At 75.3% G+C, this 12781-nt stretch carries 15 protein-coding genes; 9 read left to right on the top strand and 6 right to left on the bottom strand.

Features of this window, described 5'->3' with window-relative positions; translation table 11 throughout:
• Positions 1-5: 5 nt before the first annotated feature.
• Entirely contained in the window at positions 6-521 is a 516-nt protein-coding gene (locus ACI79D_RS12800; RefSeq protein WP_456918797.1) for an N-acetyltransferase family protein, read from the top strand.
• Between the two features lie 72 nt (positions 522-593).
• Positions 594-989, top strand: a complete 396-nt coding sequence (locus ACI79D_RS12805) for a VOC family protein (RefSeq protein ID WP_456918798.1) — start codon at positions 594-596, stop codon at positions 987-989.
• A 15-nt stretch (positions 990-1004) separates the two neighbouring features.
• On the opposite strand, the gene ACI79D_RS12810 is transcribed toward ACI79D_RS12805, so the two are convergent.
• Complete coding sequence (locus ACI79D_RS12810; RefSeq protein WP_456918799.1) at positions 1005-1703, bottom strand: monooxygenase; 699 nt, start codon at positions 1701-1703, stop codon at positions 1005-1007.
• Positions 1704-1842: 139 nt separating this feature from the next.
• On the opposite strand from ACI79D_RS12810, the gene ACI79D_RS12815 reads away from it, so the two are divergent.
• From ACI79D_RS12815 to ACI79D_RS12825, 3 genes are read left to right on the top strand one after another with little or no spacing between them, the layout of a single operon-like run.
• Positions 1843-2655, top strand: coding sequence for a formate/nitrite transporter family protein (locus ACI79D_RS12815; RefSeq protein ID WP_456918800.1), 813 nt, complete (start codon positions 1843-1845; stop codon positions 2653-2655).
• Between the two features lie 58 nt (positions 2656-2713).
• On the top strand, positions 2714-3616 hold the full coding sequence (locus tag ACI79D_RS12820; RefSeq protein WP_456918801.1) for an ABC transporter ATP-binding protein: 903 nt from the start codon (positions 2714-2716) through the stop codon (positions 3614-3616).
• A 23-nt stretch (positions 3617-3639) separates the two neighbouring features.
• Positions 3640-4377 carry an ABC transporter permease gene (locus ACI79D_RS12825; RefSeq protein ID WP_456918802.1) on the top strand — a complete coding sequence of 246 codons (738 nt, stop codon included), beginning with the start codon at positions 3640-3642 and terminating at the stop codon, positions 4375-4377.
• On the opposite strand, the gene ACI79D_RS12830 is transcribed toward ACI79D_RS12825, so the two are convergent.
• Complete coding sequence (locus ACI79D_RS12830) at positions 4374-4919, bottom strand: DUF1990 family protein (RefSeq protein ID WP_456918803.1); 546 nt, start codon at positions 4917-4919, stop codon at positions 4374-4376. The genes ACI79D_RS12825 and ACI79D_RS12830 overlap by 4 nt on opposite strands.
• Positions 4920-5442: 523 nt before the next feature.
• On the opposite strand from ACI79D_RS12830, the gene ACI79D_RS12835 reads away from it, so the two are divergent.
• The 4 genes from ACI79D_RS12835 (at position 5443) to ACI79D_RS12850 (ending at position 9004) form a co-directional block, all read left to right on the top strand.
• On the top strand, positions 5443-6297 hold the full coding sequence (locus tag ACI79D_RS12835; RefSeq protein WP_456918804.1) for a HipA family kinase: 855 nt from the start codon (positions 5443-5445) through the stop codon (positions 6295-6297).
• Positions 6294-6686, top strand: coding sequence for a DUF3037 domain-containing protein (locus ACI79D_RS12840; protein ID WP_456918805.1), 393 nt, complete (start codon positions 6294-6296; stop codon positions 6684-6686). Before ACI79D_RS12835 ends, ACI79D_RS12840 begins: the two co-directional genes overlap by 4 nt.
• Positions 6687-6691: 5 nt before the next feature.
• Positions 6692-7204, top strand: coding sequence for a DUF3995 domain-containing protein (locus tag ACI79D_RS12845; protein WP_456918806.1), 513 nt, complete (start codon positions 6692-6694; stop codon positions 7202-7204).
• Between the two features lie 156 nt (positions 7205-7360).
• A complete protein-coding gene (locus ACI79D_RS12850; protein WP_456918807.1) occupies positions 7361-9004 on the top strand; it encodes an endonuclease/exonuclease/phosphatase family protein in 1644 nt (547 codons plus the stop codon).
• A 22-nt stretch (positions 9005-9026) separates the two neighbouring features.
• On the opposite strand, the gene ACI79D_RS12855 is transcribed toward ACI79D_RS12850, so the two are convergent.
• The 4 genes from ACI79D_RS12855 to cysC all read right to left on the bottom strand — a co-directional run bounded on the left by ACI79D_RS12855 (position 9027) and on the right by cysC (position 12742).
• Complete coding sequence (locus tag ACI79D_RS12855; protein WP_456918808.1) at positions 9027-9329, bottom strand: 4a-hydroxytetrahydrobiopterin dehydratase; 303 nt, start codon at positions 9327-9329, stop codon at positions 9027-9029.
• Positions 9330-9406: 77 nt separating this feature from the next.
• Entirely contained in the window at positions 9407-10117 is a 711-nt protein-coding gene (locus ACI79D_RS12860; RefSeq protein ID WP_456918809.1) for a phosphoadenylyl-sulfate reductase, read from the bottom strand.
• A 168-nt stretch (positions 10118-10285) separates the two neighbouring features.
• Complete coding sequence (locus ACI79D_RS12865; protein ID WP_456918810.1) at positions 10286-11956, bottom strand: nitrite/sulfite reductase; 1671 nt, start codon at positions 11954-11956, stop codon at positions 10286-10288.
• A gap of 234 nt (positions 11957-12190) precedes the next feature.
• Positions 12191-12742 carry an adenylyl-sulfate kinase gene (gene cysC / locus ACI79D_RS12870; protein WP_456918811.1) on the bottom strand — a complete coding sequence of 184 codons (552 nt, stop codon included), beginning with the start codon at positions 12740-12742 and terminating at the stop codon, positions 12191-12193.
• Between the last annotated feature and the right edge of the window lie 39 nt (positions 12743-12781).

Consider the following 12781-nt stretch of genomic DNA (forward strand, 5'->3'; position numbering starts at 1 on the left):
GGCCCATGCGCAGCGAGGTCGCCCCGGTCGAGTGCGTCGACGCGGAGCTCCGCGACCGGATGCTGCGCTGCTGGACCGAGGTGACCAACGCCGGCGGCGCGGTCGGCTTCGTCCCGCCGGTCACGGAGGAGGAGGTCGCGCCGTTCCTCGACGCCCTCGTCGCCCGGGTGAACGAGGGGCGCGAGATCGTCGCCCTGCTCCGGGTGGACGGCGAGGTCGCGGGGTTCGCCGTCCTGTCGCTGTCGGTCAGCCCGCTGCGGCAGCACTGGGCCACGGTGCTGCGGGTGCAGGTGCACCCCAGCCGGCAGGGGCAGGGGCTCGGCCGGGTGCTGATGACCGGCGTCCACGACATCGCACGGCAGCGCGGCCTGGAGTTCCTGCACCTGACCGCGCGCGGCGGCACCGGGCTCGAGCAGTTCTACAAGGGCCTGGGCTACACCGAGTTCGGCCGCATGCCCGGTGCCATCCGGGTCGCGCCCGGTGACGACCGCGAGGAGATCCACCTGACCTGCCGGCTGTAGCGGACCGGCCGGGGCTTGTCGGCGGGCCCGCTCCCGCCGGACCCTGCTGGGGAAGACCTCGGGGAGGTGGCCGTGCCGGCGCTGCAGGGGTTCCACCACGTCAAGCTCCCGGTCAGCGACGTCGCCCGCAGCCGGGACTGGTACTGCAAGGTCCTCGGGCTGGCCGTCGACCTGGAGTTCGTCGAGGACGGCGTCCTGATGGGGGTGGCGCTGCGGGACGGCGGCCGCACGCTGGCGATCGCCGTCCGCCACGAGCCCGAGCGGGCCGCAGCCCTGGCCGGGTTCGACCCCCTGGCCCTCGGCGTCCCGGCGCGGGAGGACCTCGTCGCCTGGGGACGACGGCTCGACGACCTCGGCGAGCCGCACGGCGAGATCGTCGAGGGGCACGGGCTCTCGCTGCTGCCGGGACTGCACGACCCGGACGGCATCGAGGTCCGCTTCTACACCCTGCAGCCGCCGGACGGCTGACCGCCGGGCGCCGGCTCAGGCCAGCGGGTCGCGGCCGCCGATCGTCCCGTCGGCGGCGAGCACGCCGAGGCGGGCGAACAGCTCCTCGGCGTACCAGCCCTCCTCGGCGGTCCGCCGGACGACGTCGACGTGCGGCGCGCGCGCGTGGGCGAAGGCGTTGAGCGCGGCGGAGGAGTCCCAGACGCTGAACGTGCCCTGCAGGCCGAGGGGCGCCTCACCGATGCCGAGGGCCAGGCGCAGCCCGGGGCTGGCGTGCAGGTCGGCGGAGACCGGCGGGACGGCGCGCCAGAAGGCCACCGCCTTGCGCGGGGTGAGCCGGGCGCGGGTGACCGCGGCGACCGGGCCGTCCCAGCGCTGCGGCCACGGCCGGCCGAACGGCTCCTCCCTCGACCAGCGGCCGCGGGAGGTGAGCGGGCGCAGCCGGGCGGTCCACTGCTCGTCGGCGATCCGCTGCCAGCGAGCGACGAGGGGGTCGGCCGCGAACGCGTCGGCCGCGCGGGCGTCGTCCCACACCGCGAGCAGCGCCCAGCGGCGGGGGTCGGCGTCCCGGAGGGTGAACGTGCGCCCGGACCCGGTGCCCAGCAGCTTGGCGAAGCGCAGGCCGGGGGTGCGGCGCAGCGGACGGCGGTCGGCGGCCATCCGCACCAGGGCCGCGGGCACCGCCCGGCGCGGTACGCCCCACACGTGCAGGCTGGCCACCCGTCGCGACGTCACGCCTCGATCCTCCCCGCGCCGCCCCCGGCGCGCCCGTCCCGGACGTGTGGACCCGCAGGTCGGCGGGGTAGCCCCGGCGCGGTCCTGCCGGCACTCGAGCAGCCGGGCGGGCGGCGGGCCGCCGGACAGGGAGGCCGCCGTGGCGCAGTCGGTGCGGGAGCAGCTGGGGGAGACCGACGCCCCCGCCGAGGACCAGGTCGCCCTGGCCTTCGACCGGATCGTCGACGAGGGCGCTCAGCGGCTGCACCGCTCCTGGCGAGAGGTGCTGACGACCGGGCTGGCCGGCGGGCTGGAGGTCGCCACCGGCGTGGTCGCGCTGCTCGCCGTCTACACCGAGACCGGCAGCCACCTGCTGGCCGGCCTGGCGTTCAGCATCGGCTTCGTCGCGCTGATGCTGGCCAAGAGCGAGCTGTTCACGGAGGGCTTCCTGGTCCCGGTCACCGCGGTGGCCGCGGGGCGGGCCGGCCTGGGCCAGCTGGGCAAGCTGTGGGCGGGCACGCTGGTCGCCAACCTCGTCGGCGGCTGGCTGGTGATGTGGTTGGTCGTGCACGCCCTGCCGAGCCTGGGGACGGCGGCGATCGAGTCGGGCCGGACCTTCGTGGAGGCCCCGCTGGACCTGCGGGCGGTCTGCCTGGCCGTGCTGGCCGGGGCCTTCATCACCCTGATGACCCGGATGCAGCACGGCGCGGCGTCCGAGGCGGGCAAGCTCGCCGCGGCGGTCGCCGGGGCGTTCCTGCTGGCGGGGCTCGTCCTGTTCCACTCGATCCTCGACTCGCTGATCCTGTTCGGCGCGCTGCACGCGGGAGCGCCATACGGCTACGGCGACTGGCTGGCCTGGTTCTGGTACACGACGCTGCTCAACGTCGCCGGCGGGCTGCTGGTGGTCACCTTTCTGCGGCTGGTGCGCAGCAAGGAGCTCATCCAGCGCGAGCGGGCGGCCCACGCCGGCTGACGACGCCGTCCGCCGAGCCTCCCGCGCGGGAGGGCTCGCAATCGCCATGCTGTCGCCCGTGATCGAAGTCGACGGCCTCACCAAGCACTACCGCGACCGGGTGGCCGTCGACGACCTCACCGTCCGCATCCAGCCCGGCCGGGTGACCGGGTTCCTCGGCCCCAACGGCTCGGGCAAGACGACGACGATGCGCTGCGTTCTCGGGCTGACCCGCCCCACCGCCGGGACGGCGACCGTGCTCGGCGTGCCCTACCGGCAGCTGGACCACCCGATGCGCCGGGTCGGCGCGCTGGTCGACCCGCGGGCCCGCCACCCCGGGCGGACGGCGTACGCGCACCTGGCCGTCCTGGCGCAGAGCAACGCCCTGCCGATGCGCCGGGTCGACGAGGTGGTCGAGCTGGTCGGCCTGGGCAGCGTGGCGCACGAGCGGGTGCGCGGCTTCTCCCTCGGCATGGGGCAGCGGCTGGGCATCGCGGCGGCGCTGCTCGGCGACCCGGAGGTCCTGCTGCTCGACGAACCGGTCAACGGCCTGGACCCGGAGGGGATCCGCTGGGTGCGCGGGCTGCTGCGCGGCCTGGCCGCCGAGGGCCGCACGGTGCTGGTCTCCAGCCACCTGATGAGCGAGATGGAGGACACCGCCGACCACCTCGTCGTCCTCGGCCGCGGCCGGCTGCTGGCCGACGTGTCGATGGCCGACCTGCTCGGCGCGCACGCCGCCGTCCGGGTGCGCAGTCCGGAGGCGCCGCTGCTGTCGGTGGCGCTGCGGGAGGCCGGCGCGCACGTCTCCCTGGAGCTGGACGGGGCGCTCCGGGTCGAGGGGCTGGGCCTGACCGAGGTCGGCGACGTGGCGTTCGACGCGCGGGTGCGGGTGCACGAGCTGACCCGGGTGGTGGCCTCCCTGGAGGCGGCCTACCTGGCGCTGACCGGCGAGGACGTCGAGTACCGGGCGGGTGTGGCGTGAGCCCCACCGGGACGAGGCGGGGCGTGCCGGTGCGGGCGGTGCTGCGCAGCGAGTGGACGAAGCTGCGCTCGGTCCGCTCCACGTGGTGGTGCACGGTGGTCTACCTGCTCGTCGTGGCGGCCTTCGGCTGGCTCGCGGCGGCGAGCACGGCGTCGTCGGTGCGCGCCGACCTCGCGGTGGGCGTGGCGCTCACCGGCTTCGGGTTCGGCCAGCTGGTGCTCGTCGTGCTCGGCGTGCTGGCGGTCTCGGCGGAGTTCGCGACCGGGTCGGCGCTGGTCTCGCTCACCGCGGTGCCGCGGCGCACCCGGCTGCTGGCCGCCAAGACCGTCGTCGTCACGGCGTGGGTGGTCCTGCTCAGCGCCGTGCTCGCGGTCTCCTGCTGGCTGGCCGCCCGCACGCTCACCGCCGTCCCCGGCGGCGTGCCGCTCACCGACCCCGCGGTGCTGCGCGCGCTCGGGCTGCAGGTCGCCTCGGCGGCGCTGGTGACGGTGCTGGCGGTGGGCCTGGGTGCGGTGCTGCGCTCGACCGCCGGCGGGGTCGGGCTCGGAGTCGCGCTGGTCTTCATGCTCCCGCCGATCCTCGCGCTGGCCGGCGGTGCGGTCGCCTCCCGTGCCTCGCAGGCTCTCCCGGCGCTGCGGGTGGGGGAGGACCCGTTCCTCGCCGTCCCGACGAGCTGGCCGGTCGGGCTGGTGGTCTGCGGGGCGTGGGCGGTGGGCGCCTGGGCGATCGGCGCGGTGCTGCTCGAGCGCCGCGACGTCTAGCCCCGGGCGGCCGCGCGGATCGCCGACAGGTACCGGGCCGTGGCCAGCCGCTGCACGACCGTGCTGACCGGGCCGCCCAGGCGCGCGAGCGGAGAGGCCAGCCGGGCGAACACCCGCAGGCCGAACACCACCTCCCCGCCGGGCGTCCGGCGGACGACGAACGCCTCCTCGCCGCTCTCCGGGTGACCGGGCAGCGTCCCGTAGGCGAAGCCCCGCTCGTCCCCGGTGGTCTGCGCCCAGACCACCCGGCAGGGGATGTCGTAGCCCAGCCGCGGCAGGCCGGCGGTCAGGACGACGACGGTGCCGGGCTGGGACGCCGGTCCGGTGGCCCGCACCCGCAGGCCCACGCCGCGCTGCGCCCGCCAGTCGAACACCGCGGCGACGGCCCGCTCGAAGACGTCGGGGCCCGAGCCGACGACCACCGAGCGCTCCACGTGGTCGTACCCCGCCGGCAGGTCGGCGTGCCGTGTCGCGCCGACCTCGGGATAGGTCAGCGGGGTGGTGGCGTACGCGGCCGGGTCGGCGGCGCGGAGGAGGGCCATCAACGGAGCTCGCCGTCGGTCACCCGGTCAGTCTGCCGTGCCAGGGCCCGGCGACCGCCTCCGCACGGCTCTCCGGCGCGACCGGGCTGCCCGCGCGCCTCCACCGGGCGACGGTCACCGGCCGGGCCGCAGCGCTGCTGCTGTTCGGCGTGGTCTCCGGCTCCCCCGCCGACGCGGTCGCCTCCGTGCTGCGCCTGCCCGGCGGGGAGGAGGCCGGCCGGGCCGAACTGGTCCTCGCCAGAGGGGTGAGCCGGGCGCGCCGGCGGGGTAGGGGGCTCGTGGTGACGGCGGCCGCCTCGGCGCTGCTGCCGACCGCCGCCGGGCTCAGCACCGGCGTCATGGCGGCCGCCGTCCGCGGGGACGCGGGGCTGGTGCTGCGGCAGGTCGGGGCGCTGCCGACCGAGGCCCTGAGCGCCGCGGCACCGATCGGGCTGGTGCTGCTGACCGCCGTCCTCTGCCTCGCGGCGCCGGCCGGCGTCCGGCGCCGGGACGTCCCGGCGGAATCCCGTAGGTTGGGCTCACTGTGCTGCCCGCCGTCACCGCCACCCGCTACGTCACCCCGCTGCGCGAGGGTGGCTCGCTGCCCGGGCTCATGGAGGCCGACGACCTCGGCACCTACGTGGTCAAGTGGCGGGCCGCCGGGCAGGGCGTGAAGGTCCTGGTCGCCGAGGTGGTGTGCGGCGAGCTGGCCCGCGCGCTGTCGCTGCCGGTGCCGGCGCTGGTCACCGTGGACGTCGCCCCCGAGCTGGCCGTGGGGGAGCCCGACCCGGAGGTGCAGGAGCTGCTCCAGCGCTCGGCCGGGACCAACCTCGGCCTGGACTACCTGCCGGGCGCGCTGGACTTCGAGGCCGGCGTCGCCTCGGTGGAGCCGGAGCTGGCCGGCCGGGTGCTGTGGTTCGACGCACTCGTGGGCAACGTCGACCGCTCCTGGCGCAACCCCAACATGCTCTTCTGGCACGGCCGGCTGCAGCTGATCGACCACGGCGCCGCGCTCACCTTCCACCACCACTGGCCCGGTGCCGCGGCCGCGGTCGCCCGGCCCTACGACGCGGGACAGCACGCGCTGGTCGAGTGCGAGCCGCAGGTGGCCGACGCCGACGCCGCCCTCGCGCCGCGGGTCACCCGGCCGGTGCTCGAGGCGGTGCTGCGGCAGGTGCCCGACGAGTGGCTGGAGGGGCCGACGCCGGAGGAGGGCCCGGACGCCGTCCGCGCCCGCTACGCCGACCAGCTGCTGGCGCGGCTGGCCGCCCGGGACGCCTGGCTGCCGCCGCTGGTGGCCACCGCGGCCGCGGGCGGGTCCCGCCGCCGGACGCCGCGCGGGGAGAACCGGCCGTCCTGGCTGGGTCCGCCGCCGCCGGAGGGGGTCACCCAGCGATGAGCCGGGAGACCTTCGAGTACGCGGTGCTGCGGGTGGTCCCGCGCGTGGAGCGGGGCGAGTCGCTCAACGCCGGGGTGCTGGTCTACTGCCGGCAGCGCGACTACCTGGGGTCGCGGGTGCACCTCGACGTCGACCGGCTGCGCGCGCTGGACCCCACCGCCGACGCCGATGCGATCCGCGGGGCGCTGCAGGCTGCCGCCGACGTCTGCGCGGCCGACCCCGCGTCCGGCGCGGCCGGCCGCGAGGCGCTGGGGTCGCGGTTCCGCTGGCTGACCGCGCCGCGCAGCACCGTCGTCCAGCCGGGGCCGGTGCACACCGGGCTGACCGAGGACCCGGCCGCCGAGGCCGACCGGCTGCTGCGGCTGCTCGTGCTCCCCGTCCAGGCCTGACCGTCGTGGTCCGGGGGCGCGCGGTGGCCGCCCACGGCGCGGCGCTGCTGGCCGCGACCTCGGCACTGGTCAGCGCCTACTGGACCGCCGGTGGCACCGCGCTGCTGGCCACGGTCGGCGGCGGCGTGGAGGAGCTGGCCCGGGAACGGAGCGCGGCCGCGGTCGCCGTCGGGGCGCTCACCGTCGTGCTCAAGCTGGCCGGCGGTGCCCTGGCGCTGGCGCTCGTCCGGCCGTGGGGCCGGCGGCTGCCCGGACGGCTGCTGCGCGGGACCGCGCTGCTCGGCGGCGCCCTGCTCGCGCTCTACGGCGGCGTCCTGGTGCTCGTCGGCGGGCTCGCGCTGGCCGGCGTGTTCGGCCCGCTGCCATCCGATCCCTCCCCGCTGCGCTGGCACGTCGCGCTCTGGGACCCGTGGTTCTTCCTGTGGGGCGTCCTGCTGGTGGCCGCCGCCCTGCCGGTGCGGCGCGGCCCCCGGCCCCTCCCCGGACCGGGGAGGGGTGAGGACGGCGGCAGCGCCTGACCCCGCCGCGCGCCGATCCCGCTCCCGGCGTCTCCTCGGACGCATCCGGGGGGCGGCGGTGCCCACCAACGGGTGAGTGTGCCCGCCGGCGCTCCAGTCGGCGCCCTCGCGTGCCGACGAGACCCGAGAACGAGTCTCGTGCGGTGAGGGAGTGTCATGACCCGGTTGCGACAGGTCGCGGTCCGGCTCGGCCTGGTGCTGGTGCTGCTCGTCGTGGGCGGTGCGGCCACCCTGGCGACCGCGCCCCCCGCGGCGGCGGCGATGGCGGCCCCGTCGATCAAGCTGGCCTACGGGGACCGCTCGCTGACCGTGGCCTGGGGCAAGGTCACCGGCGCCACCGGGTACCAGGTCCAGTACAGCACCAGCTCGTCGTTCAGCCGGCCGGTCACGCTCGACGCCGGGACCCGCTCGTCGTTGTTCGTGAAGAACCTGCGCAACGGCACCAGGTACTACACGCGCGTCGTCGCGCGCGCCGGGACGGCCAAGGCCGTGAGCCGGGTGCTGTCGGCGGTGCCGGACGACGGCTACCCCGCCGAGCTCAAGGTCACCGCGGTCCCGGCGGGCGCCCACGCCATCCGGGTCAGCTGGACCGGTCAGGGCCGGGCGACGAAGGTCGGCGTGCTGGCCGGGGCGGAGGGCAGCCTGACGCGGATGCCGTTCCACACGGGCTGGTACCCCGCGACCACCACGTCGGTCGTGGTCACCGTGCCCACGGCCCTGCGCGAAGAGCTCGGCACCGGCTCCGGGAACCCGATCTTCGTGAAGGTCGCCGTCTACAACTCGATGACGGCCGGGACCGCGATGCCGACCGTCAAGAACGAGGCCGCCTCCTACCGGCTCTCGCCGGCCGGCACGTACGCCTACGCGGGCACCACGACCCCGACCGGGGCGCGGCTCCGGGTGGCGTCGCTGAACGTCCACAGCGTGGCGGCCAGCGCGTCGCTGCGGGGCTACACCTGGAAGGACCGGCGCGGCCGGGTCGCGGCGGAGATCGCCTACTCGCGTGCCTCCGTCGTCGCGGCCCTCGAGGCCACCACGGCCGACGCCGGGCTGGGCAACGGTCTCCGGCAGTGGGAGGACCTGCGCGACCTGCTGGCCAAGCCCGCCAACGGCGGTTACGCCATCGCCAACAGCGTGACCAGCGCGACCCGCAACGGCGCGCAGAACACCACCGTCGGCGCGCACCTGTTCTACGACCCCGACGTCGTGGCGCGGGAGGCCGGCGGGTTCGTCTCGCCGCGGGACGAGCTGGACATCGCGTGGCCGTCCGGCCTGACCGACCGGTACTTCTCCTGGGCCCGGTTCCGGGTCAAGGCGACCGGCGCGACCTTCTACGCCGCCGCGGTGCACCTGCCGGCCGACGCGGGGACGACCAGCTACGCCGCCCTGCGGAACCGGGAGGCCGTGGCCATCGACCGCTACCTGACCGGGCTGGCGGGCGGCCGGCCGGTGCTGCTCATGGGCGACCTCAACTCCAGCTTCGCCGAGGTCCCCACCGGGCCGGAGCAGCAGCTGCGCGCCCGCGGCTACTACGACACCTCGGCGGCGCCCAGCCGGGCCAACCCGCGGGTGAGCACCGCCAACATCACCCGGCAGGTCGACAACCTGGGCATCCGCGGCTACCCGACCCGGCCCTACGTCTACCAGTACCCGGCGCCGCGCATCGACTACATCATGATCAAGAACTCGCCGGGCGCGTGGAAGTACAGCAACCAGCTGGTGCTCGTCGACGGCCGCTTCGACCGCGCCTACCAGGGGTCGGACCACAACCTGCAGTGGGCGGAGGTCGGCATCCGCTGACGCCTCGCGGGGGAGTGGGCCCTCAGCCGGGGTAGAGCGCGTCGATCCGGCGGGCCAGCTCGAGGTCGAGCTCGGTCACCCCGCCGACGGAGTGGGTGGCCAGCGTCAGGTGCAGGGTGCGCCAGCGCAGGTCGACGTCCGGGTGGTGGTCCATCTGCTCGGCCACGAAGCCGATGCGCACGACCGCGGTGACGGCGTCCGGGAAGCCGGGCAGTTCGACGCTGCGCCGGATGCCCTCGCCGTCCCCGCTCCAGAGCGGCAGTGCGGGGAGCGCGGCGGTGAGCTCGTCGGGGGACAGGCGCGGCGGTCGGGGCACGCCGGTCATCCTGCCGTGCTGGAACGGCCTCGTTCCAGGGTCCCGCGGCGCGCGGAGCGTGGCGCGGGGTGGAACGAGGTCCTTCGTCAGAGGTGCAGGCCGCACTCCGTCTTGTTCCGGCCGGCCCAGCGACCGGCGCGCGGGTCCTCTCCCGGGGCCACCGGACGGGTGCAGGGCGCGCAGCCGATCGAGGCGTAGCCGATCTCCTGCAGCGGGTTGACCGGCACCTGGTGCTCGGCGATGTAGGCGTCCACGTCGTCCTGGGTCCAGGCGGCGAGGGGGTTGACCTTCACCATGCCGCGCTTGGCGTCCCAGTCGACCACCTTGGTGTCCGCGCGGGTGGCCGCCTCGTCCCGGCGCACGCCCGAGCCCCACGCGGTGTACCCGGCCAGCACCCGGGCCAGCGGGGCGACCTTGCGCAGCGAGCAGCACAGATCGGGGTCGCGCTCGTGCAGCCGCGGTCCGTGCGCGGCGTCCTGCTCGGCGACCGTCTGCGGCGGCGTGACGTTGACCAGCGTGATCGGCAGGACGGCGCTGATCCAGTCCCGGGTGCCGATCGTCTCGGCGAAGTGGTAGCCGGTGTCGAGGAAGACCACGTGCACCCCGGGGGCGGCCCGGCTCGCCAGGTGGGCCAGCAGCCCGTCGGCCATGGACGACGTGACGGCGAAGTCGTCGCCGAAGGTCTCCCCGGCCCAGCGCAGCACGGCGAGCGCCTGCTCGACCGGGTCGGCGATGCCCTCGAAGCGGGCGTCGGCCTCGGCGGCGAGCTCCGGCGTGGGCCGGACGGCGGTCGTCATGGGTGGTGCACTCCTGTCCCGGTGAGGCGGACGGTGAAGGTCCGGAGGCAGGCGGCGCAGTGCCACTCGCTCCCGTCCCCGTGCGGGGTCAGTTCCTCGTCCCCGCAGTACGGGCAGAAGAACACGGGCAGGTCCCGTGTCCTTCCCTCCCGCGGTTGCTCCTCCATCTCAGAGCAGCCAGGCCTCTTCTGCACGGGCGACGTAGGCGGCGAAGGTCTCGCCGTCCTCCCGCCGCTCGAGGTAGCCGCGCAGCACGCGCTCGCAGTAGTCGGCGGTCTCGGCCTTGGTCACCTTGTGGCCGCGGAACTTGCGGCCGAAGGAGGCTCCGACGCCGAGGTGGCCGCCCAGGTGCACCTGGAAGCCCTCCACCATCTCGCCGGAGTCGTCGCGCACCATCGAGCCCTTGAACCCGATGTCGGCGGTCTGGAACCGGGCGCAGCTGTTCGGGCAGCCGTTGACGTTGATGCCGATCGGCTCGTCGAAGTCCGGCAGCCGCTTCTCCAGCTCCGCGTACAGGTCCTGGGCGTGCTGCTTGGTCTCGACGATCGCGAGCTTGCAGAACTCCAGGCCGGTGCAGGCCATGGTGCCGCGGCGGAATGCGCTCGGCCGCACCAGCAGGTCGTGCTCGGCCAGCGCCGCGACGAGGGCCTCCACGCGCTCGTCGGGCACGTCGAGGATGACCATCTTCTGCTGCGTCGTCGTCCGGGTCCGCCCCTGCCCGTGCTCGTCGGCGAGCTCGGCGATGCGGGTCAGCAGGCTGCCGCTGATCCGGCCGGTGCGCAGCGCGAACCCGACGGCGTTGAGGCCGTTCTTCTGCCGGGCGACGCCGACGTGGTCGCGCGTGGCGTGCTTCGGGGCCGCGGCCGCCGGGCCGTCGGGCAGGGGCTGGTGGAGGTACTCCTCCTCCAGCACCTGACGGAACTTCTCCGGGCCCCAGTCGGCCATGAGGAACTTGATCCGCGCGCGGTTGCGCTGCCGGCGGTAGCCGTAGTCGCGGAAGATCGAGGTGCACGCGGCCCACACCTCGGTCACCTGGTCGGGCCGGACGAAGACGCCGACCCGCTGGGCGAACATGGGGTTGGTGGACAGGCCGCCGCCGACCCACAGGTCGTAGCCGGCCTCGCCGGCCTCGTTGCGGACGCCGACGAAGGAGACGTCGTCGATCTCCGGCTCGGTGCAGTGGTCGACGCAGCCGGACATCGACGTCTTCCACTTGCGCGGCAGGTTGCTGAACTCGGGGCTGCCGACGTACTTGGCGACGGTCTGCGCCATGACGTCGCTCGCGTCGATGACCTCGTCCTCGAGGACGCCGGCCAGCGGGCAGTTGAGCATCCCGCGCGGGGTGTCGCCGCACGCCTCGGTGGTGGTCAGGCCGACCGCCTCGAGCCGGCGCCAGATCTCGGGCACGTCCTCGATGCGGATCCAGTGGTACTGGATGTTCTGCCGGTCGGTGACGTCGGCGACGTCGCGGCCGAACTCGGTGCTGATGCCCCCGATGGTGCGCAGCTGCGCGCTGGTCAGCGATCCGCCGTCGGTGCGCACCCGCATCATGAAGTAGGAGTCCTCGAGCTCCTCGGGCTCCAGCACGGCAGTCTTGCCGCCGGGGATGCCCTGCGCCCGCTGGGTGTAGAGGCCCATCCAGCGCATGCGGCCGCGCAGGTCGCTCGGGTCGATGCCCCCGAAGCCGGTGTGCGCGTAGATGTCGAGGATGCGCTGACGGACCTCGAGGCCGTCGGAGTCCTTCTTCATCCGCTCGTTGGGGTTGAGCGGCTCGCGGTAGCCCAGTGCCCACTGGCCCTGGCCACGCTGCGGGCGGTTGCTGGTGCGGGGGGTGGTCACGAGGGCACTTCCTTCTGCGCCGTCCGTCCGGGCGCCGGGACCGGGACGGGGGGTGGGCGCTGCCAGATCGGGGGCGCAGCCGATCGCTGCGCGGGGAGCCGGGGTCAGCGCGCGAGGCGACAGACCGCGCTGCTGACCAGCGCCAGATCGATGTGACGGCGCGCCACGAGCAGGAGGCGGCGATCGGTCACGCACTCCATGGTCCCACACCCGGCGGGACCGGAGGAGTGTGACTCAGGAGACAGTCGCGGCTGTCTCGTCGAGGGCGGCACGGATGCGGGCCACGGACTCCGCCAGCGGGGTCACCGAGGTGTCGATGACGACCTCGGCGCGCACCGGCGGCTCGTACGGGTCGTCGATCCCGGTGAAGCCCGGGATCTCCCCGGCCCGGGCGCGCGCGTACAGGCCCTTCACGTCGCGGCCCTCGCACACCTCCAGCGGCGTGGCGAGGTGGACGAGCACGAACCGGCCGTGCTCCTCGACGAGCGCACGGGCCTCCTCGCGGGCCGCCTCGTACGGGGCGATGGCCGCGACGACGACCGTCCCGCCGTGCTTGACGACCTCGCCGGCGACGAAGCCGATCCGCCGGATGTTGAGGTCCCGGTGCTCGCGCGAGAAGGACAGCTCGCTGGACAGGTGCGTGCGGACGACGTCGCCGTCCAGGACGGTCACCGGTCGGCCCTCGGCCTCCAGGTCGGCGACGAGCGCGTCGGCGATGGTGGACTTCCCCGCGCCGGACAGCCCCGTGAGGAACACGGTGACGCCGCGCTGCTGCGTGCCTGCCATGCCGTCAGTCTCACCCAGCTGCCGGGAGGGCCGTGGACC

The sequence above is a fragment of the Geodermatophilus sp. SYSU D00708 genome, assembly GCF_054050115.1.